The 19,592-nt window shown below is 69.8% G+C and carries 16 protein-coding genes and 2 pseudogenes; 12 read left to right on the top strand and 6 right to left on the bottom strand.

Annotated elements, in window-relative coordinates; all coding sequences use genetic code 11:
* Window positions 1–10: 10 nt before the first annotated feature.
* Window positions 11–1,174, bottom strand: coding sequence for a sensor histidine kinase (locus ACFC8N_RS40480; RefSeq protein WP_376294316.1), 1,164 nt, complete (start codon window positions 1,172–1,174; stop codon window positions 11–13).
* Window positions 1,175–1,411: 237 nt separating this feature from the next.
* Between ACFC8N_RS40480 and ACFC8N_RS40485 the strand changes: the two genes are divergently transcribed.
* The 8 genes and pseudogenes from ACFC8N_RS40485 to ACFC8N_RS40520 form a co-directional block, all read left to right on the top strand.
* A complete protein-coding gene (locus tag ACFC8N_RS40485; protein ID WP_356025304.1) occupies window positions 1,412–1,795 on the top strand; it encodes an MmpS family transport accessory protein in 384 nt (127 codons plus the stop codon).
* 4 nt (window positions 1,796–1,799) lie between these two features.
* Window positions 1,800–2,564 (top strand): ABC transporter ATP-binding protein, encoded by a 765-nt coding sequence (locus ACFC8N_RS40490; RefSeq protein ID WP_376294319.1) that lies wholly within the window; start codon window positions 1,800–1,802, stop codon window positions 2,562–2,564.
* 2 nt (window positions 2,565–2,566) lie between these two features.
* Window positions 2,567–5,089: an FtsX-like permease family protein gene (locus tag ACFC8N_RS40495; RefSeq protein ID WP_376294322.1), complete on the top strand. Its 2,523-nt coding sequence runs from the start codon at window positions 2,567–2,569 to the stop codon at window positions 5,087–5,089.
* A 500-nt stretch (window positions 5,090–5,589) separates the two neighbouring features.
* Window positions 5,590–6,897, top strand: coding sequence for a molybdopterin-dependent oxidoreductase (locus tag ACFC8N_RS40500; protein ID WP_376294324.1), 1,308 nt, complete (start codon window positions 5,590–5,592; stop codon window positions 6,895–6,897).
* Between the two features lie 2 nt (window positions 6,898–6,899).
* Window positions 6,900–7,403: a hypothetical protein gene (locus ACFC8N_RS40505; protein ID WP_376294541.1), complete on the top strand. Its 504-nt coding sequence runs from the start codon at window positions 6,900–6,902 to the stop codon at window positions 7,401–7,403.
* Entirely contained in the window at window positions 7,400–8,077 is a 678-nt protein-coding gene (locus ACFC8N_RS40510; protein ID WP_376294326.1) for a class I SAM-dependent methyltransferase, read from the top strand. Before ACFC8N_RS40505 ends, ACFC8N_RS40510 begins: the two co-directional genes overlap by 4 nt.
* Before the next feature lie 264 nt (window positions 8,078–8,341).
* The gene (locus ACFC8N_RS40515; protein WP_376294329.1) at window positions 8,342–10,165 is read left to right on the top strand and encodes a glycoside hydrolase family 15 protein; all 1,824 of its coding nucleotides are present in this window, start codon (window positions 8,342–8,344) and stop codon (window positions 10,163–10,165) included.
* A 69-nt stretch (window positions 10,166–10,234) separates the two neighbouring features.
* Window positions 10,235–11,308: pseudogene (locus ACFC8N_RS40520) on the top strand (transposase); the annotation flags it as partial.
* A gap of 506 nt (window positions 11,309–11,814) precedes the next feature.
* Here ACFC8N_RS40520 and ACFC8N_RS40525 read toward each other — a convergent pair.
* Window positions 11,815–12,863, bottom strand: a pseudogene (locus ACFC8N_RS40525) (fatty acid desaturase family protein).
* Between the two features lie 238 nt (window positions 12,864–13,101).
* On the opposite strand from ACFC8N_RS40525, the gene ACFC8N_RS40530 reads away from it, so the two are divergent.
* From ACFC8N_RS40530 to ACFC8N_RS40545, 4 genes are all read left to right on the top strand, one after another.
* Entirely contained in the window at window positions 13,102–14,079 is a 978-nt protein-coding gene (locus tag ACFC8N_RS40530) for a magnesium transporter CorA family protein (RefSeq protein ID WP_376294332.1), read from the top strand.
* A 194-nt stretch (window positions 14,080–14,273) separates the two neighbouring features.
* Window positions 14,274–14,810, top strand: coding sequence for a DUF5994 family protein (locus tag ACFC8N_RS40535; RefSeq protein ID WP_376294333.1), 537 nt, complete (start codon window positions 14,274–14,276; stop codon window positions 14,808–14,810).
* A 7-nt stretch (window positions 14,811–14,817) separates the two neighbouring features.
* The gene (locus tag ACFC8N_RS40540; RefSeq protein ID WP_376294335.1) at window positions 14,818–15,345 is read left to right on the top strand and encodes a hypothetical protein; all 528 of its coding nucleotides are present in this window, start codon (window positions 14,818–14,820) and stop codon (window positions 15,343–15,345) included.
* A 284-nt stretch (window positions 15,346–15,629) separates the two neighbouring features.
* Window positions 15,630–16,115, top strand: coding sequence for a DUF5994 family protein (locus ACFC8N_RS40545; protein ID WP_376294338.1), 486 nt, complete (start codon window positions 15,630–15,632; stop codon window positions 16,113–16,115).
* 38 nt (window positions 16,116–16,153) lie between these two features.
* On the opposite strand, the gene ACFC8N_RS40550 is transcribed toward ACFC8N_RS40545, so the two are convergent.
* From ACFC8N_RS40550 to ACFC8N_RS40565, 4 genes are all read right to left on the bottom strand, one after another.
* Complete coding sequence (locus tag ACFC8N_RS40550; protein ID WP_376294340.1) at window positions 16,154–17,422, bottom strand: ATP-binding protein; 1,269 nt, start codon at window positions 17,420–17,422, stop codon at window positions 16,154–16,156.
* A gap of 118 nt (window positions 17,423–17,540) precedes the next feature.
* Entirely contained in the window at window positions 17,541–18,404 is an 864-nt protein-coding gene (locus ACFC8N_RS40555; RefSeq protein ID WP_376294342.1) for a slipin family protein, read from the bottom strand.
* Window positions 18,405–18,554: 150 nt separating this feature from the next.
* The gene (locus ACFC8N_RS40560) at window positions 18,555–18,836 is read right to left on the bottom strand and encodes a hypothetical protein (RefSeq protein ID WP_376294345.1); all 282 of its coding nucleotides are present in this window, start codon (window positions 18,834–18,836) and stop codon (window positions 18,555–18,557) included.
* Between the two features lie 10 nt (window positions 18,837–18,846).
* On the bottom strand, window positions 18,847–19,536 hold the full coding sequence (locus ACFC8N_RS40565) for a DUF5994 family protein (protein ID WP_376294346.1): 690 nt from the start codon (window positions 19,534–19,536) through the stop codon (window positions 18,847–18,849).
* Between the last annotated feature and the right edge of the window lie 56 nt (window positions 19,537–19,592).

Genomic DNA, 19,592 nt, shown 5'->3' on the forward strand with positions numbered 1-19,592 from the left:
GCGGAGTCCGTCACCGCATGGGTATGGAAGCCGCCAGTTCCCAGCCGCCCTCGGGCATCGGCCCGCTGGTGAGCTCACCGCCCAGTTCGGCCACCCGCTCGGTGAGGCCGACCAGGCCGAAGCCGCTCGGACCGAACCGCATCCGGCCGCGCTGTGGCCGGGCCGCGTCGTCGCGCACACGGACGACCAGCCGGTCCCCCTCGGTGGCCAGCAGGACATGCACGGTGGTGGCCGTGCGGGCGTGTTTGCGGATGTTGGTCAGACCCTCCTGCACCAATCGCTCGACGGATTTGGCAAGTTGCGGCGACCAGGTGGAGCTGTCCACTCCGTCGGCCACGTTCAGCCAGGCGTGCTGCCCGGGGCTGGAGAAGCGGTGCACCAGCGCCTCGACCGTCGTCATGGCGGGTGCGACCGGTGCCGCCCCCGCGTCACCGGTGTCCCGCAGTAGCCGGACCATACGGCTCATCGCCACCAGCCCGTCCTGGCCGGTCCTCTCGATGTTCGCGAACAGCTCCCGCGCCGTACCCGGATCGCGCTCCACGGTGTGTTCTCCGGCCTGGGCCTGGACGACCATGGCCGTGACGTAGTGGGCCACGTGGTCGTGCAGGTCGCGAGCGAGATCGAGGCGCTCGGACTGGCGCACCCGCTCGGTGGCGGCCCGGCGTCTGCCGTCCTCCGCCCGCAGATAGCCGCCCAGCAGTGCGAAGCCGATCGGCAGCAGCGTGAACAGCCCGTCGATCCGGTCGAGCACGGGCAGGTCCGTCAGCGCCGGAGCCCGGCCCTGCATGCGCACCACCGCCACGAACAGCCCCACCGCCGTCAGGACGAGCGGCAACCGCCGTCCGTACCGGCAGGTCAGACACAACAGCACCAGCAGTCCGAGGAGTTCGGCCCAACCGGGGGTGCGCTGCAGCACCGTACGTTCCACCAGCGAGGTCATCAGCAGCGAGACAGCCGCGGCGGTGGCGGCCAGTGCCGCGGCCGGCCATTCCCGTCCGGTCCGGTACGCGTACAGCGTCCCGGCGGCCAGGCCCGACACCACGGCGCCGCTCGCGAGGAACGCGGCGCCGAGGCCACTGCGGCTGACCACTGCCCCGTCCAGGAGCAGGAGAAGAGCGCAGGGGCCGGCCATGGCGAGGGACCCCGGGGCGGAGCGCGGGCGCAGTGGGAACATGGCGCGAAGGATAGACGGCCGTTCGGCCCGGAGACGGTACCCCTCAGTCGGACGGAGCCGCACATGGACACAGCCTCGCGCCTTCTGCGGAGTGCCCCCGACCGGGCTTGAGCCGGCCACATACGTACTTTCGGCCGATGCGGCTTTGCCGAATGCCGTCTTTCGACCGCACCGGCACCCGTGGGCCGCGATCCAGACTGGGGCACACCCAACGACGGCGCATCACAAGGAGTTGCAGTGCAGGCCAACGCCATGAAGTCCCGCACGTCTCGTGTCTACGTCAAGTCCGCCCTGCTGGCGGGCGCTTCGGCCGTGGCAGCCCTGTCACTCACCAGCTGCGGCCTGTTCGGCGACAGCTGGGACGTCAAGCTGGAGGTGACCGGAAAGGGGAGCGTCAACGTCGACTACAACTTCTCCGGTGAGACCGTGCCGAAGCACGACACCGGGAAGCAGCTGCCCTGGACCAGGACACAGAACGTCGGCTACGGCTTCAACAGCGTCTCGGTCAGCGACGCGGCCCCCGGCACCGTCTGCCGCATCTATGTCGACGGCAAACTGAAGGAAGAGAAGAAGCCCGACGCCAAGGGCAACCTGTCGTGCAACGTCAGCGTGCAGAACTGATCCGATGACCGCGAACCTGCTCACTCCTACGACGATCCGCGCCGCCGGCGTCACCAAGGTGTACGGCCCCGGGGCGGCCGGCAGCGGCGCGACAGCGACGGTGCACGCTCTGCGGGGGGTCGATCTGGGGATCGCCCAGGGACGATTCATGGCGATCATGGGACCCTCCGGCTCCGGGAAGTCCACCCTGATGCACTGCCTGGCCGGCCTCGACCGGCCGACCTCCGGAACGATCACCATCGAGAACACCGAGATCACCGCACTGTCCGAACGGCAACGGACAGACCTGCGCCGCGATCGTATCGGCTTCGTCTTCCAGCAGTACCACCTGCTGCCGGAGCTGAACGGCTCGGAGAACATCCTGCTGCCGTTGGAGATCGCGGGCCGCCGTCCCGACCACGACTGGCTGGACACGGTCGTGGGCGCACTGCAGATCGGCGACCAACTGGACCGTAAGCCCTCGGAGTTGTCGGGCGGCCAGCAACAGCGCATCGGAATCGCAAGGGCATTGGCGGCCCGGCCGGCCGTAGTCTTCGCCGACGAGCCCACCGGCAATCTGGACGCCTCGTCGGGCCGCGACGTACTGGAGTTCCTGCGTTACTCCACACGCGAGTTCGGCCAGACCGTCGTCATGGTGACCCATGACCCGACCGCCGCCGCGTACGCCGACCGGGTCGTGCTGCTGCTCGACGGCCGGGTCGGCGGCAGCCTCGACGCGCCCACCCCCGAGACCGTCCTCAATGCCCTGCAGAAGCTGAAGGGGAGATGACGATGACGACACCAGCATCGGGACTGGTCTCGGCGACCGTACGCAGGATCGGGCAGCGGCCGTCCAGGCTGCTTCTCACCGGCTGCACACTGATCGTGACGGCTTTCTTCCTCACCGCTTCCACAGTCTTCACCGCCACGCTGAAGCGGCAGTTGGGGGACACCCTGTCCACCGTGGCGGCGGGCACGAGCGTGGTCGTCGGTACTGACGGCGAGCACCTGCTGGACGACGCACGGCTGGCGCGGCTGACCAGCCTTCCGGGGGTGACCGAGGCGCAGCCGGTCGCCAGGGGCGAGGCACTCGTCGAAGGCGCCGGCCGTGACCCGTACCCGCTGATCGGTACGGCGCTGACAGGGCCCCAGGCCATCGTCCGCCCAGTGCGCGGCACCCTGCCCGAGCGGCCCGGAGAAGTCGCGGTGACCAAGGCGATGGGCGAGCGCCGGGGGCTGGGCGTCGGCAGCCGGATCACCCTGGTGCCGCAGGAATCCTGGCTTACCTCCGCGACCCGGCACCGCGCACCGCGCACCGTGACGATCACGGCCGTCGTGCAGGCGCCCCAGGCCCTGGCTACGGGGGTGTTCACCACCCCCTCGAACGCCCGCACATGGCTGGGCACCAAAGGCTGGCAGCAGGCGCTGCTGCGCGCCGGCGACCGCCCCGCCGCCGAGGTGAAGGCTATGGCAGGCAAGGAGTTGGGCGCGGGCTTCACCACCTGGACCGGTGCCGAGATACGCACGAAGGGGAGCGAGAGGGGCTCCGTCGGCGCACTGTCCACGCTGCTCACCGCCTTCGTCGTGGTGGCGCTGCTGGCCGGAACCGTGATCGTCTCCACGACGTTCCGGGTGCTGCTCGCCCGCGACCAGAAGCGGCTGGCCCTCCTGCGCTGCATCGGCGCCCGCCCGGCGCAGGTGATGCGGTCCGTGCTGACGGAGGCGGCGCTCGCCGGGCTGGTCGCCGGAATGCTCGGGGTCGGTGCGGCCGTCGGCTGCGCCGCCGCTGTCACCGCACTCAGCGGCCTGCCGGGCCCGCAGCTGCCGGTGCCGACCCTGTTCGGCTGTGTGCTCGTCTCGGTGCTGGCCGCCGTCGGCGCAGCCACACCGGCGGCCTGGGCGGCGGCACGCATTGCGCCGGTGACCGCGCTGTCCAGCGCGGCGACCCGCAACGCTCCGGACCGGACCGGCCGGGTGCGCACGCTGACCGGGGTGCTCTGCCTGGCCGCTGCGCTGCTGCTCGGCACGGCGGCCGAGTTCGGCGGCGGCGCGGACTCCGGCGCGGCGGCCATCGGCTCCGTCGCCTCAGGAATCGCCCTGTTCGGGTGCTTCCTCGCTCTCGGGCCCACGCTGCTGCGCGCCACGGTGCGCGTCGCGCACCGGCCCGTACGGGCGGTGGCCGGGCTGGACGGCGCGCTGGCGCTGCGCAACCTCGGCCGCGCCGGACGCCGCAGCGCGGCCTGTGCGGTGGTCCTGATGCTGGGCATCAGCATGGTCGCCGCGGTGCTCGTGACGCTGACCTCCGTGCAGAACGGCATGGACCGGCGGCTGGCGGCGCGTGACCCGGCCGACGTGGTGATCGACGTTCCGCGGACGGGGAAGTCGGCTCTCACCGCGGACGTGGTGAGAGACGTCCGGGCGCTGCCCGAGACCGGCGCCGTGGTGCCCGTCACCGTTGGCGACGGCTCGGCCGCCGGGCCCAGGGGCCGCTACCGCGACTACGAGATCCACGGCATCGACCCGAGCGCGGTGCCCGAACTGCTCACCGGCACCGTCCCCGTCCCTGACCGGGGAACGCTGCGGCCCGGACAGGCCAGCCTGTCCACGACCACGGCGGCGGCTCTCGGCGTCCGGACCGGCGAGAGGATCTCCGTGCGCACGGCCGACGGCAAGACGATCAGCGCCCAGGCGGCCCGGATCCATCCCGCGAACAACCCCGCCCTCGGTGATATCGCCCTCCTCCCACAGGACTTCGCGAAGCTGGCTCCCCACGCGTCCGTACGATCCCTGTACGTCAACGCCACCGACCGCGCCGACCCGGCGTCCCTGCGCGGCCCCCTGGACCGTGTCCTGCCGCTCGACCCAGCGCTGCACCTCACCTACACGGGTGAGGACCGCATCACCACCCGGCAGTCGATCGGCGACCTACGGATCATGGCCCTGGGCCTGGTCGGCATCACCGTTCTGGTCTCGCTCGTCGGCGTCGCGGTCACACTGACCCTGTCCGTCATGGAACGCGCCCGTGAGAACGGCGTACTGCGCGCTGTGGGCATGCGCGGTTCGCGGCTGCGCTCCGTACTGGCCTGGGAGGCCGGACTGCTGGGCCTGTACGCGGCTGTCCCGGGCACCGCTCTGGGCGCGCTCTACGGCACCCTGCTCCTCGGTGCGCTGCCCGACCTCAGCATCCCCACGATCCCTTACGGCCAGCTCACTCTCACGGTCGCGGTCGCGTTGATCCTCGCACTGGCAGCCTCCGTCCTGCCGGCCTCCCGCACGGCGACGACGTCACCCATGCTCGCGCTGCAGGCGGACTGAACCGCCGCGCGACACCCCCTCTCGGCCGTTTTCGCCGCGCGTACAGCATGGCCTGGGCCGCCGTGGAGGCGACGCCGATCACGACGAACCAGAACGCTTCCCTGGTCAGCGCGGTGCGGCCGAGCCAGGTGGTGGCGCTGCGTCGTGCGCTGAGGCGTCGCACCCCACCATCATGGGGCCGCCGTGCGACCCGTCGAGCCGTGCGGAGCGCCGGTTCAACCATTCGGCTGACGGCAGACGCCCGCATGCACGACAGGCGCGGAGAGTCGACCCGATCTGCGCCGGTGTGTGGCTGACGATTTGACAGGCCCTGATGGAGCGGTGGGGTTCGATGCCCACGTTGAGAGACGGTCTGGGTATAGGGGAGGCAGTCGTTGGACAGTGGCGGACGGCCGCCGGCTGCGGGCTCCGGCGGGTCGCAGCGGCGGGGATCGGACGAGGGTCACGCGCAGGGGCGCCTCGAGCGCGTTCGTGCTGCCGCGGCGGCGCGGGCCACCAAGGTGGCCGCTCGTGCCAGGGCCCTCGTGCGCCGGGCCGAGCAGGCTCCTCCGCCCCCGGGACCGTTCCGCCCCGGCTTCTGGCGCAGTCCCATCCGCGGCCCCTGGCTGACGTCCGTGTTCGGCCTGGTGCTGCTGATCGGCATCCCGCTGCTCTTCGTCACCGGGCTGCTCTCCTACGCCTCCTACAACCCTGACCTGAGCCCCCTCAACGACGAGACTGCCGACAAGGGTGTCCTGGGCTTCTACCTCTTCAGCTGGCCCACGCATCCGTACTGGCTGTACCGGCTGCTCCAGGGCGTGCACGTGACGCTGGGCGTGGTGCTGGTGCCGGTGCTGCTGGCCAAGTTGTGGTCGGTGATCCCGAAGCTGTTCGAATGGCTGCCGGTGCGCTCCATCGCCCACGGCCTGGAGCGGCTTTCCCTGCTGATGCTGGTCGGCGGTGTCATCTTCGAGTTCGTCACCGGCATCGTCAACATCCAGCTGTACTACGTCTTCCCGGGCTCGTTCTACCGCCTGCACTTCTACGGCGCCTGGGTGTTCATCGCCGCCTTCGTCGTCCACGTGTGCCTCAGACTCGGCCGGATGACGCGGGCTCTGCGCTCGCGCAGCCTGGGCGCCGAACTGCGCACCGACCTCGCCCACACCGTGCCCGAACCCCCCGATCCCGACGGCCTGGTGGCAGCCTCTCCCGCACCGCCCACGATGACCCGCCGCGGCGCGGTGGGCATGGTGGGAGCGGGATCGCTGCTCCTGTTCGTCGTGACCGCGGGACAGAGCATCGGCGGCCGGCTGCGCGCCACCGCGCTGCTCGCACCACACAACCGCGACCCGGGCAGCGGCCCGAACAGCTTCCAGATCAACAAGACGGCGGCGAAAGTCGGCGTCACCCCCGCCCTCGTCGGCCCCACCTGGCGGCTGGAGGTCCACGGACGCGGAGCGCCACGGGTCTTCACCCGCGAGCAGCTCCTGGCGATGCCCCAGCACGCCGCCGCACTGCCGATCGCCTGCGTGGAGGGATGGTCCACCGAGGACCAGCACTGGAGCGGCCTCAGGCTGGCCGACCTCGCCGCCTTGGCCGGACTGCCCGACGCCGCAAGCGTCCTGGTCCAGTCCATCCAACCCCCCGGCCCCTTCACCCGGGTGGTGCTGCGCGGCAACCAGATCCACGACCCCCGAGCGCTGCTCGCCCTCCGCGTCAACGGCGCTCATCTCTCACTCGACCACGGCTACCCGGCCCGCATCATCGTCCCGGCCAACCCCGGCGTGAACAACACCAAGTGGGTCCACCGGCTCACCTTCAGGGCGTGACCATGGCACGAATCGTCCGCTGGTACGGCTCCGGCTCCCTGCACCTGCTCGTCCTGATCGCCTCGTTCGCCCTGACCGGCTACGCCATGGTGCGCCTGTTCGCCGTACGGCCCTGGGAGGTGGCGATCTGGTTCGTCGGTGCGGCCATCCTCCACGACCTCATCCTGCTGCCCCTGTACTCGCTGGCCGACCTGTCGGCTCTCTCCGTACTGCGGCACCGAGCCCCCGCCGGACCGACGGTGCCGTGGATCAACTACCTGCGCGTTCCCGCCTTCCTGTCAGGTCTGCTCCTGCTGGTCTGGTTCCCCCTCGTCCTGCGTCTGGCGGTCCCCTACCCCGGCGACACCGCTCTGTCCGACAACGTCTACCTCGGCCGATGGCTGGCGATCACCGCCGTGCTCTTCACCGCCTCCGCAGCGGCCTTCGCGATGAGACTGCGCCGCCTGAGGCAGGCCGGCCGCGGCGACGAGAGCCGACCCGCCGCAGGGCATGGCGCAGCACCGTGACAGCGGACGAGGACGAGCCGTACGACGCCGACGAGGATCCCTACGCGCTCGCCCTGCGACCCGGCCCTGAACCGGTATTCCTGCGGCTGGCCGACGGGCGCCGCATCCGGATGCCGGTGCACCGCTGGCACGAGCAGCCCACGGCGGCAGACAAGACCGTGCTGAAACACTGCATCGGCCCCGTCCTCGACGTCGGATGCGGCCCGGGCCGCATCTGCAGAGCACTCCTGAGCCGCGGAGTCTTCGCCCTCGGGGTCGACATCACACCTCGCGCGGTCGCCCTGACCTGTGCCCTGGGCGGGCTCGCACTGTGCCGATCGGTCTTCGACCAGCTGCCGGCCGAGAGAGGCTGGAAGACGGTACTGCTCATCGACGGCAATATCGGCATCGGAGGCAACCCCCATAGCCTGCTGCGCCGCTGTGGCGAACTCATCGCCCCCACCGGGCGCCTCGTCGTCGAGGTCGACCCCCATGACGTCGAAGAGCTGTGCATCGTCCGGTTCGAGAACCTCCAAGGCCAGAGCGGTCCGTACTTTCCCTGGGCGCGGGTCGGGCGACCAGCGCTCCACAGGATCGCCGAAGACCTTGCCCTCAGCGTCACCGACCAGTGGGGATACGGCCGCCGACGCTTCCTCGCCCTCGGCCGCCCGGATTCGGCCTCGTGGCCTCGCTGATGACGCGGGGTCGGCCACGCCGCGGCGGGGAGACACGACGCACGCCGAGCGCGGCACCAGCTCGTGCCACTCGCTCGGAGCAACCGTCGGCAACCGGCACGTGCGATCGACCGATCGTGCTGATTGGCTGGAGGTGAATCCGCTGTTCAGGGAGGCTGGGATCCATGTCACCCGTCAGGCACCTGGAGAGACCTGCGGCGCGGGCGACTGCTCACGTCGTCCCGGCCGGGCCGCGTCCGGCCCGAGGTGGACGGGCTGCGACGCATGAGTGCGCGACCGATCGGTGACCACGCCCTGCTGTCCGACTGCCGCTCGGCCGCGCTGGTGACCTCCGACGGCTCGGTGGACTGGCTGTGCGTGCCAAGGTTCGACAGCCCGGCGATCTTCGCCCGGCTCCTCGACGAAGACGCCGGCCACTGGTCCATCCGCCCTGTCACCGGCTCGGTCGACATCAGCCGCCGTTACGTCGAGGACACCCTCGTTCTGGAGACGGTCTTCCGTACGACCGGGGGCACTGCGGTCCTGCGGGATGCCCTTGCCCTGGGACGGCGCGAACGCGGTCACGCGCTCGGCACCGCTTCCCCCGGAATGCTGCTGCGGCAGATCACCTGCACCGAAGGGCGGGTGGACATCGAGATCGCCTACGCGCCGCGCCCGGAGTTCGGACTCGTCCACCCACTCCTCTCAGCCGTGCCAGGTGGGCTTGCGGCGTACGGGGGCGCCCATGTTCTGCTGTTGTCCAGCCCTGTCGACCTGCGGATGAGCGGCTCCACGGCCCACGGCCGAATCCCGCTCACGGCGGGACACCGCCTCGGATTCGCCCTGCACGTCGGGACGGCATGGGAAACGGAGTCGGCGGCCTGGCGGACGGGACGGATCCGGCGTCGCATGTCCGACACCGTCAAAGGCTGGCGCTCCTGGTCCAAGCTCCACCGCGGCTACGTCGGCCCCTGGCAGGACGAAGTGAGCCACAGTGGACGCGTGCTACGGGCCCTGACCTTCGCACCCACCGGGGCCATCGTCGCCGCGGCCACCACCTCTCTGCCCGAGAAGACGGGCGGAACGCGCAACTGGGACTACCGCTACACATGGGTCCGCGACGCCAGCTTCACCATTCAGGCACTGGCCACGGCCGCCTGCGAGAAGGAGAAGAACCGCTTCTTCGGCTTCCTCGCCCGAGCCGCGGCAACCCAACTCGACCGCGGCGCCGACCTGCAGATCATGTACGGCATCGGCGGAGAACGTGACCTGAGCGAGCGGCCCCTGCCTCACCTGACCGGCTGGCGCAACAGCAGCCCCGTCCGGATCGGCAACGACGCCTGGCGACAACGCCAACTCGACGTCTACGGCGAACTCCTCGACGCCGCCGCCCAGACCCTTCCGCCCGATGAGCCTCTCGACCCAGCCACCCGTACCTTCCTGCTCCAGGCAGCCGAGACAGCCGCCCAGCGGTGGACGCAACCGGATCAAGGCATCTGGGAAAGACGCGGACCCAGTAGACACTTCCTCCACTCGAAACTGATGTGCTGGGTCGCCCTGGACCGCGCCATCAGCATGGCTCCTGCCCTCCAGGCCGACGAACGCCTGCCCCACTGGCAGCACGAGCGCGACCAGATCCGCCAAGCCATCGAACAACGCGGCTGGAACCCCGACCTGGGCGCCTTCACCCAGGCATTCGACACTGACGACCTCGACGCCTCCGCACTGATGCTGCCCATCGTCGGCTTCCTGCCACCACACGACCCCCGCATCCAGTCCACCGTGCTGGCCATCGCCACCCAACTGACCGACCACAACGGCCTGGTCCGCCGCTACCTCACGGACGAACTACAGGAGGAAGAAGGCACCTTCCTGCTGTGTACCTTCTGGCTTGCCCAAGCCCTCGCCCTCACCGGCCACACCGCCCGTGCACGACACGCCTTCCAAACCGCCCTCGCACACGCCAACGACCTCGGCCTGCTGGCCGAGGAGACCGACTCCACCACAGCAGAGGCCCTCGGCAACTTCCCCCAAGCCTTCAGCCACATCGGTCTCATCAACGCCGCTCGCGCCATCCGCGATGCCGAGCGACAAGAAATGCCCGCCTAGAAGGCTCGTGAAGATCTTGGGGTTCTGGCGCCGCCGCGTGAGCGGCGGGGCCAGACTCGTTTCGTGGTGATGGGGGAATGGGCCGGGGAGACGGTCGGGCCGGATGTGTGGGAGACCTGTCGGGAGTTGATCCCGGTCGGGAGTGTGTTCGCGTTTCTGGCCGAGCATCGTGGTGCGCTGTTCCCGGCGGAGATGTTCGTGGACATGTACCCCTCGGCGAACGGGCGGCCGAGCATGCCGCCGCAGGTCCTGGCCGCGGCGGTCACGCTGCAGGCCCTGCACGGGCTGTCGGACTTCGAGACGGTCCAGGAACTGCGGTGTGACCTGCGGTGGAAGGCCGCGTGCGGGCTCGGTCTGCACGACATGGCGTTCGACCCGTCGCTGCTGGCCTACTTCCGCCGCCGCCTTTCCCGTTCTGCCCGGCCGAACCGGGTGTTCGAGGCGGTGCGGGAGGTCGTGAAGGCCACCGGTGTGCTCAAGGGCAAGCACCGGCGAGCGCTGGACTCCACCGTTTTGGACGACGCGGTCGCCACTCAGGACACCGTCACACAGCTCGTCGCCGCCGTCCGCGCGGTCATCCGCGAGGTCCCCGGCGCCGACCAGGTGGCAGCCGTGCAGTGCACCGCACATGACTACAGCGACCCCGGCAAACCCCGCATCGCCTGGAACGACGAACAGGCCCGTGCTGATCTCGTCGACGCCCTGGTCGGTGACGCGCTCAGGCTGCTGGGGCATCTGCCGGACCAGCAGCTCGGTGAGAAAGCCGCGAACGCGGTGGGCCTGCTGGCCCTGGTCGCCGGACAGGACGTGGAACCGGCCGAGGACTCCGACGGCCGTGACGGACGCTGGCGCATCACCTGCGGCACCGCCTACGACCGGACAGTCTCCACCGCCGATGCCGAATCCCGGCACATCCACAAGACCCGCACCCACCAGCAGGACGGATACAAAGCCCACCTGGCCATCGAGCCGGAGACCGCGTTATACACCGCTGTGGCCCTCACTCCCGGCGTCGGGCCCGAGCACCACGAGGCCACCGTCGGCGTGGACCTGCTCGCCGCAGAAGACGGGCCGGTGGACGCATTCGGTGATACCGCCTACTCCACCGGCGAGGCCCGCCAGGCCCTCGAAGCAGCAGGCCACCGACTGGCGAGCACAAGATTGCAGGTCAGGTCCCTATGGTTCGCGGGTGTCCGCTCAGTTCGTGACAGCGGTGTGAGAGAGGGCGAAGCAGTGAAGCCCTTCCGGGAACCATCCCGCGACGGGGCTTCTGCTCGGAGCCATGAGACGAAGCCCCGCCGGAGCGCTCCGGCGGGGCTTCGCCGTGATCTCGACTGTGCTTGCGCGCATGACCGCGTTCGGCTCCGCACACAGTGCGTGCTCCCGCGATGCTCGCGGGACGCTGGATTTGCGATTGCGCCCATCTGGGAGGGGAGCCGTAAGACGACGCAGCCGCGCCGGGAAGCCGACGGGGCTGTTCCAGCAGCTGGGTCTCACCGGATCACTTCAGCCGGGCACCGGGACAAGGTGCTGGAGTACGGCAAGGGCATCTGGATGCGTTACAGCTGCCGATTCATGCAAGCGGTTCGACGGAATTGCCTCCTGGTTCAGACAGGGCGGCGAGATTATCTACCGCCGGCGCCGGTGCGTCATGCTCGGGCGCTGCTGATACGGGCTCGCCGCAGTGGCGCTCCTGCTCGGTGGAGACTGGCGAGTGCTTGCCGGTAGGAGGCGATCAGTCCGGTTTCCAGACAGTCGACTCCCAAGTCCTGGCAGTAGCGGCGGACGATGGGCCGGGCCCTGCGCAGGTGCGGGCTGGGCATGCTGGGGAACAGGTGGTGTTCGATCTGGTGGTTCAGGCCGCCCAGGGCGAGGTCGGTGAACCAGCTGCCGCGTACGTTGCGTGCGGTGAGGACCTGGCGGCGCAGGAAGTCGGGGCGGTCCTTGCCGGTCAGGATCGGCATGCCCTTGTGGTTGGGGGCGAACAGACAACCGAGGTACAGGCCGAACAGGCACTGGTGGACGGCCAGGAACGCGATCGCCATGCCGGGTGGGAGGACGAGGAACACTGTGGTCAGGTAGGCGGCGGTGTGCCCGTAGAGCAGCGTGCCGTCCAGGGCGCGGTTCTTCAGGGTGCGGTTGCCCAGTGCTCGCGCGCTGGATACATGAAGGTTGACCCCTTCGGGCAGGAGCAGGGGAAAGAAGAGGAACGCCTGCCGACGGCCGATGATCCTCGGCAGTCCGGTCGCGGCGCGGGCCTGGTCCTGGGACCACACCAGCAGGTCCGGGGCGATGTCGGGGTCGAGGTCCTCATGGTTGGGGTCGGCGTGGTGGCGGGTGTGTTTGTCCTGCCACCATCCGTAGCCCATCCCGATCGCGGCCCGGCGATGCGGTCGGCCGTCTCGCTGGGCCGGCGCCGGCGGAAGACCTGGCGGTGCGCGACGTCGTGGGCGAGCAGAGCCACTTGCCCGAACATCACGGCGAGGAACGCGGCGACCGCCAGGGTCCACCAGCCGGCGCCGATGACGGCGAACGCTCTCCAGCCGCCGGTGTAGGCGATGGACCGGACGGTGTAGTCGCCGGGGCGCCGGTTCATGAGGCCGGCCTCGGTGATCTTCTTGGACAGGCGGGCGAAACCGCTGCCGCCCCCGCGCAGAGGCGGGCGACGGGGCGGGGTATGCGCGGTCGTGTTGCCGATGTGTCCTTCCCGGCTGTCGGGCCCCGACCGAGAGGGCGGCGTATGCCGGATGCGAGTCGGCAGCCGGGTATCCGCATCCCCGCCTTCGGCCCGGCAGCCCGGTGCTCGTCGGTCTGAGTCTGCGGACGGCGCTCGGCGTAAGGTCTTCCCCCTGAGGGTGGCCGCTGTCGATGAAGCTGCCGCGCTGGCAATTGGGGCGAAGCGGCACGATCAGGGTGTAAGACACTAGCCTCGGGCCATGGTGACGCACACCCGGCTGTATCACGACGGCACTCTCGTCCTGGAGGACTTTCCCGCCAGTGACGTCGCCGCGCATCTCGCCGATCCGGCGTCGGTCCTGTGGCTGGACCTGTACCGGCCCGGGCCTGCCGAATTCACCATGCTCGGCCAGGAGTTCGGCATCCACGAACTGGCTCTGGAGGATGCCGCACAGCGTGGGCAGCGGCCGAAACTCGACCGCTATCGCACCCACGAGTTCCTCAGCGCCTATGCCGTGACCGTCAGCCCGGACGGTGCGGAACTGTCATACAGCGAGATCGCCGTATTCCTCACCAGTCAGGCATTGATCACCGTCCGCAAGGACGACGGCCTCGACATCGAGGACGTCGTCGCCCGCTGGGACGAGAGCCCGGACCTGGCCGGCCACGGTGTCGGATTCCTGTTGCACGGCCTACTCGACCATCTCGTGGACGGGCACTTCGCTGCTGTCCAGCAACTGGACGACAGTATCGAGGCACTGGAGGGTCTGCTCTTCGCGGCCGGGCGCCGCGAGATCGAAGCTGTGCAGCGCCGGGTTTTCGCACTGCGCAAATCGCTCGTCCGGTTGCGCCGCGTCGTGCTCCCGATGCGTGAGGTGGTCAACGGACTCATGCGTCCCGGCCTGCACGTGATCACCGACCCCCTCGTTCCGTACTACCAGGACGTCTACGACCACGTGCTGCGTGCCACCGAATGGACGGAATCACTGCGGGACCTGGTGGCCTCGGTCATGGAGACGAACCTCTCGGTCCAGGCCAATCGCATGAACCTGATCATGAAGAAGGTGACGAGCTGGGCCGCGATCATCGCCGTACCCACCGCGATCACCGGCTACTACGGCCAGAACCTTCCCTATCCCGGTTTCGGCCGCCAGTCCGGATTCATCACCTCCGCCGCCGTCATCGTGGTCCTGTCCGCACTGCTGTATGTGACGTTCAGGCGAAAGGACTGGCTCTGACCGGCCCGGTACCGGGCACCGGCGACCAGGCTCCGAAGGCAGGAAAATACCTGGTCGCCCTCAGCTTTCGGGCCGGTGAGCGGAGTAGTGTGAAGGGACCGGGAGTTCTTCGCGTACCGGCTCCGCCGCGGGTGCCGTTTCCGGTGATCGACAACGCCGGGCCGCACCCACGAGCCCGGGGACAGGTCCGCGCCATGCCCGTGACCATTGACCGTACGACATCTAGCAGGCGCGCGCCGCCGCAGTCGGCTCGGCTGTCGCTGACGCCCGCGCCGGGCGGGCTGGACGGCACGTGGTGGCCTCGCTCCCGTGCCCTCACCCGTGAGCTGCCACCCTTGACAGCTGCCCTGGGCGATCTCTGGGGTCGCATCACGCGTATCGCGGTGAACCCTGCCCACTGGCCCGTCATCCCGTGTCGGGTGTCCGTCGCCGGGCGTACGGTGCACGTGGGCTGGTCCACCGAGGAGCAGGATCCGCACAGACTGACCTTCTTCTCCGCCGATGGCCGCCGGGACGTCCTGGTGATTCCGCCGGAGACCGGTGCGGATGCCGCCGCGCAGCTGATGGCGGGCGACGGCATCCCTGCCTCGGCCCGGGGGGAAGCAGCAGACAGGATCGATGCCCGGATCAGGGAAGAGGCGTGGGAGACCGACGGGGGAGCGGGTCGACCGTCGTTCCTGCCCCGGCCCGTCGGCTCGACAGGGCCTTCGCCCGCCGGTCGGCGGAGGTGAGAGAGCCATGACTGTCATCGCGGTGGCCGTGCTGCTCCTTCTGATCGCCGTCGGAGTCGTTCTGATCCACCAGCTCAATGCTCAGCACGACGAACGGATCGCTGCCTTCCACTACAGCGATGTTCTGCCGGGGATCGGGCGTCGGCCCCGCAGGCACCGTCGGTCGGCGGTGGACGCCACCGTTCCGACGAGCCCCACCGCGACGGCGACTGCGGATGACATCGACTTCGGCCCGACCGTGGGCAGTAGAGGAAGGCGCGTCATGGCGATATTGCGAGACCGGAAGACGTACCGCGAGAGGATCATGCAGGCTCTGTACCAAGCCGCCGAAGGCAATCGGCTCCTGGGCGTCGATGGGGCGCAGCTCCGCACCGACCTTGGTATCCCTGAGCAGGACATGGCCGCTGCCTGTATGTACCTGGCAGGTGAAGGTTGGGTCGTCGTGGACTGGGGGAGGGGCAACACGCCCGCGATGATCACGCTGACGCACCAGGGGATCCGGCAGATGGAGACAGAAGAGGAAGGGCGTGGCTGAGCCGCCGCGTCGGCTTCTCGGACCGAGGTGAACCTTCGCAAGTAGTGTTCATGCCGGGTTAGTCCCTTTGGCGTAACGTGGAAAGCGGGTCGGCGCACGCTCACGTGCAATGACCCGGAAGGGCGGCTCCGGCGGGTATACGCCGGAGCCGTTACCTGTTTCCGTCACGGTGCCCTGGGGCGAAGCGCTCGCGGGCGTGTGGTGCGGAGTACCGTGAGGTAGCAGGGCCGTATCGCGGTCGCACGCCCTGCGGTCGCACTGTTCTCTGCGGACGGGCGGACACCATGGCCGACTCCGACACCCCCGACCTTCCCAGGCTCCTGCCGGATGCCGTTCACCGGTCGGTGAAACCCGGGACGGCCCTGCTGCGGCTGGAGACGACACACGCACGCGAGGGAATCCTGGACGGCGCATGGTGGCCGCGGTCCCGGGACATCGGCGCCGAACTCCCCTCGCTGATCTCCGCGTTGACCGAGCACCTCGGACCTGTCAACCGGGTCGGTCTGGACGGCAGCGCCTGGGACGAACTGCCGACCCGGGTGATGATCGACGGCCGAGTCGTCCACATCGATTCCTTCCCGGTGGGTGACGACACCGTCCTCATCACCCGGGGCGACCGGGACCATTTCTCCCTGATGCTGGTCCCTCCGGACACGTCGCCCGACGCGGCACGCGCCGCGATGGCCAGGGCCGTACGGGCCGACAACGTCACCGAGGCCAAACAGATCCTCATCGATACGGCCGGCGGCATGCCTCCTGCGCCGGCCTGACACGTCCGTCGCAGATCGACTCCCCATCGGCCTGGACGCTAGATGCGGGCGTACTTTTCCGTTTGCTGGGCGAATTCCTGAGCCATGGCGGAGCTGACCGTGGGCTTGGTGTCGCGGATCGTGTCCAGGTAGTCGTCGGTGGTGGGGGTGGTCCGGGTTCCGGTGTCGAAGGTGCGCTCGAACTGGGCCTGGGAGACGGTTCGCGCCGCGTGGGCGATGTCGGCGGGGGTGAACCCCTCGCTGGCGGACGCGAGTACCGCGCTGTCGGCCCGCGCGCCCGCTCGGGCCAGGTAGCTCTCCCACAGTGCGGTTCTGGCGGTGTGGTCGGGAGGGCCGATCGGCAGCACGTAGTCGAAGCGGCCGTGCCGCAGGAACGCGGAGTCGAGCGTGGTCACGTTGTTCGTGGCACACACGAGCAGCCGTCCGTCCTGGCTTCGGAACCGGACGATCGCCTTGAGCAGTTCGTTGACGACGCCGACAGCGGTCGCGTCCGCGCCGCCGCGTTCGCCGGCGATCTCCTCGACCTCGTCGATGAAGACGAGGACGTGGTCGAGCCGGGCGATCTCGTCGAAGCGCCGGTTCAGCCCGGTCGCCAGGCCGTACTCGGCGGCCAGACGGGCGGGGAACAGTTCGAGGAAGGGCCATCCCAGGCGGCTGGCGATCGCGTGCGCGAACGTGCTCTTGCCGGTCCCGGGCGGGCCGAACAGCATCACCGCCCGTGGCAGTTCCACTCCGTGCTGGGCGGCCAGTTCGGGATGGGCCAGCGGCAGGACCAGGCGCCGCTCGATGAGCTGCTTCTCCCGCTGCATGCCCGCGACCTTCTGCCACAGTCCCCCTGCCGGCAGCTCCGCTCCGAGCGAGGACAGCGTGCCGGCCGACTGCGGGGTCACCGGCCCGCGCTTTTCGAAGAAGACCAGCCCGGGGCGGGCGCCGAAGTCGCAGTTGCGCAGGGCGGTGGCACCGGTCTCGCCCTCGGGAAGGACGGCGTGCACCGCCCGGACGCCGGCGGCGAAAAGCCGTTGCTCAAGGGCAGTGATCAGGGCACTGCCCAGCCCGCGCTGCCGCCAGGTGGGCGCCATGCAGATGCGCAGGATCCATGCCCGTTCGCCCTCCACCCTGCTCACCGCGGCGCCGATCAGCACGTCGTCGGCCGTGGCCACCACAGCCGGGTGGCGGGCCTGGAGGGCCGTCACGGCGTCCGAGAGCGGGAAGAGCGGCGGCTCCTCGGTCGTGCTGCTCTCCATGTCGACTCGGATCAGGGCTTCGAGATCGTCCTGGGTATAGTCCCTGACCCGCCAACCCGTCATGATCAGCTCCGCGTGTTCGGCTGTACTCCCATCATCAGCCGATGCCCGGAGGACGCGCGCGACAGACGTCGGCCACGAGTCCGCCCTGGCGGCACGGATCGCTCGGGCCGTAGTCGGGTCACGCCGCGGTGCCGGGCGCGTTGTCGGCCGGGCTGAGGGACTTGTCGGTGCGGCCGGTGCCGGCCGGTGGCGCTGCCGCGGCGGGTGCGGCGGCAGCGGTTTCCCGGGCGAGGAAGGAGCCGAGCTCGCCGATCGTGCTCATGAGGGGGGCCGGGAAGACGACGGTGGTGTTCTGGTCGACGCCGATCTCCACCAGGCTCTGGAGATTGCGCAGTTGAAGCGCCAGGGGGTGGGCCATCATGGTGTCCGAGGCGTCGCCGAGCGCGGCTGCGGCCAGGGACTCGCCCTCCGCGTTGATGATCTTCGCTCGCTTCTCCCGCTCGGCCTCGGCCTGGCGGGCCATGGCGCGCTTCATGGTGTCGGGCAGCTGGATGTCCTTGAGCTCGACCAGCGTGACCTGCACACCCCAGTCGACGGTGGTGACGTCGAGGATCTGGCGGATGTCCAGGTTGATACGGTCCGTCTCCGACAGCGTCTCGTCGAGCGTGTGCCGGCCGACGACCTTCCGCAGGGTCGTCTGGGCGATCTGGTTGATCGCCGCGTTGACGTTCTCGACGGCGACGACCGACTTCACGGCGTCGACGACCCGGAAGTAGGCGACCGCCGACACGTCCACGCTCACGTTGTCCCGGGTGATGATGCCCTGGGACTGGATCGGCATGGTGACGACCCGCAGCGACACCCGGTGCAGGGCGTCGACGAACGGGATGATGAACCGCAGCCCCGGGGAGCGCGTTCCGACGAGTCGGCCGAAGCGGAACAGCACTCCCTTCTCGTACTGCTTGACGACCTTCACGGACAGGGCGAGGCCCAGGACGGCCAGCAGGCAGATCAGGACGATGGGAACGATCAGGGCTTGCATGTGCTGCTCCTCGGTACGAGGACCACGTGGGGCGGGGACCCGCCGGTCAAGATCCCTGCACGTGCCTGCGCCGGTTCGTGAGGCAGGTCCGAAACCCGTCGGTACGGGCCGCGCCGACGGTCGGTGCGCGGGGCCGGGGACATCGCCTCGTCACCCGTGGTGAGTGGTGCGGTCGCGGCGGCGGCGCGGTGGGAAGCGGCCCCGGCCCCCGTCACGGTGGTCACGTCGTTCGTCGACGGCCGGCGACTTGGACAGTGGTGGTCCTGCAGGGGGACGTGCCCCGTCGGTGCCGTGGCGCGGGCCGCCGGGCAGGGCGCGACTGTACCGGTGCAAGGCGATCCTTTCCGCGTGCTCGATGTCGAGCCGGTGGATCACGATTGCCGCCGCTGCGATGAGGACCAGGAGGCTGCCGGTCGTCAGGAAGGTGTTCATGGCGACTGTCTCACATGCCGATGATCAGGCGACTGACGCGACCGGTCTGTGCCGGAACGGCCGCAGAGGAGGGGCTGCCCTCGTACTTCCCTGCCTCGTCCGGTTCGAGTGGTCGGTCGGCAGCGGAGACTGCGCGCCGGGTCTCGTCCGCGCCGATGAGAGCGCTTGCGGTCAGCGGCGGACCGTCGCAGTCGGACGCGGCCGCCATCAGGCGGGCCGCCGACTCCGCTCCGGTCTCGGGCGGGATGACCAGCAGATCCCAGCGACCGGTGCCGTAGGAGAGCAGCAGCAGCTTGTGCGGGTCGATCTCCGGGGTGAACCAGCCGACCTTGACGACATGACCGCCCACGGGAATCTCGTGCGGGATGACCGGCCAGGACTTCGGGTTGACGGCGATGCGGGTGATGCGGCCCCACAAGGCGTCCAGGACTTCGGTCAGTGCGGGCAGCTCGCTCAGCAGGTCTCGGGAGCGGGGCCACCAGGCACCGTCCAGGAGGCCGCGCGACGTGCCGTCGGCCTTCAGGGCGAGACGTGCGGCCGGGGCTGCGGCGGGCTCGTGGTGTGGCAGGGGTTGGTGCAAGGTCGCCGACATGATGCGGACCCGTCCCCGGGCCGCCTTCGCGGCGGCCCGGGTTTCATCTCTCGCCGAGAACGACCCGTCGTGGAAGCCGGTGTGCGAAATGCCCTCGGTGTTGTCCACGGTACTCCGCACACGCCGGGGCGGTTGAGGAGGCGACGCCGCACTCCGTGAAGTGG

The sequence above is a fragment of the Streptomyces sp. NPDC055966 genome (assembly GCF_042269865.1).
Taxonomy (GTDB): Bacteria; Actinomycetota; Actinomycetes; order Streptomycetales; family Streptomycetaceae; genus Streptomyces.

What these genes read in the sequence shown, in the direction of transcription:
- ACFC8N_RS40480 (WP_376294316.1), bottom strand. Translation starts at nt 1,174, where the DNA reads ATGTTCCCACTGCGCCCGCGCTCCGCCCCGGGGTCCCTCGCCATGGCC.
- ACFC8N_RS40490 (WP_376294319.1), top strand. Translation starts at nt 1,800, where the DNA reads ATGACCGCGAACCTGCTCACTCCTACGACGATCCGCGCCGCCGGCGTC.
- ACFC8N_RS40495 (WP_376294322.1), top strand. Translation starts at nt 2,567, where the DNA reads ATGACGACACCAGCATCGGGACTGGTCTCGGCGACCGTACGCAGGATC.
- ACFC8N_RS40505 (WP_376294541.1), top strand. Translation starts at nt 6,900, where the DNA reads ATGGCACGAATCGTCCGCTGGTACGGCTCCGGCTCCCTGCACCTGCTC.
- ACFC8N_RS40515 (WP_376294329.1), top strand. Translation starts at nt 8,342, where the DNA reads ATGAGTGCGCGACCGATCGGTGACCACGCCCTGCTGTCCGACTGCCGC.
- ACFC8N_RS40530 (WP_376294332.1), top strand. Translation starts at nt 13,102, where the DNA reads ATGGTGACGCACACCCGGCTGTATCACGACGGCACTCTCGTCCTGGAG.
- ACFC8N_RS40535 (WP_376294333.1), top strand. Translation starts at nt 14,274, where the DNA reads ATGCCCGTGACCATTGACCGTACGACATCTAGCAGGCGCGCGCCGCCG.
- ACFC8N_RS40540 (WP_376294335.1), top strand. Translation starts at nt 14,818, where the DNA reads ATGACTGTCATCGCGGTGGCCGTGCTGCTCCTTCTGATCGCCGTCGGA.
- ACFC8N_RS40545 (WP_376294338.1), top strand. Translation starts at nt 15,630, where the DNA reads ATGGCCGACTCCGACACCCCCGACCTTCCCAGGCTCCTGCCGGATGCC.
- ACFC8N_RS40550 (WP_376294340.1), bottom strand. Translation starts at nt 17,422, where the DNA reads ATGACGGGTTGGCGGGTCAGGGACTATACCCAGGACGATCTCGAAGCC.
- ACFC8N_RS40555 (WP_376294342.1), bottom strand. Translation starts at nt 18,404, where the DNA reads ATGCAAGCCCTGATCGTTCCCATCGTCCTGATCTGCCTGCTGGCCGTC.
- ACFC8N_RS40560 (WP_376294345.1), bottom strand. Translation starts at nt 18,836, where the DNA reads ATGAACACCTTCCTGACGACCGGCAGCCTCCTGGTCCTCATCGCAGCG.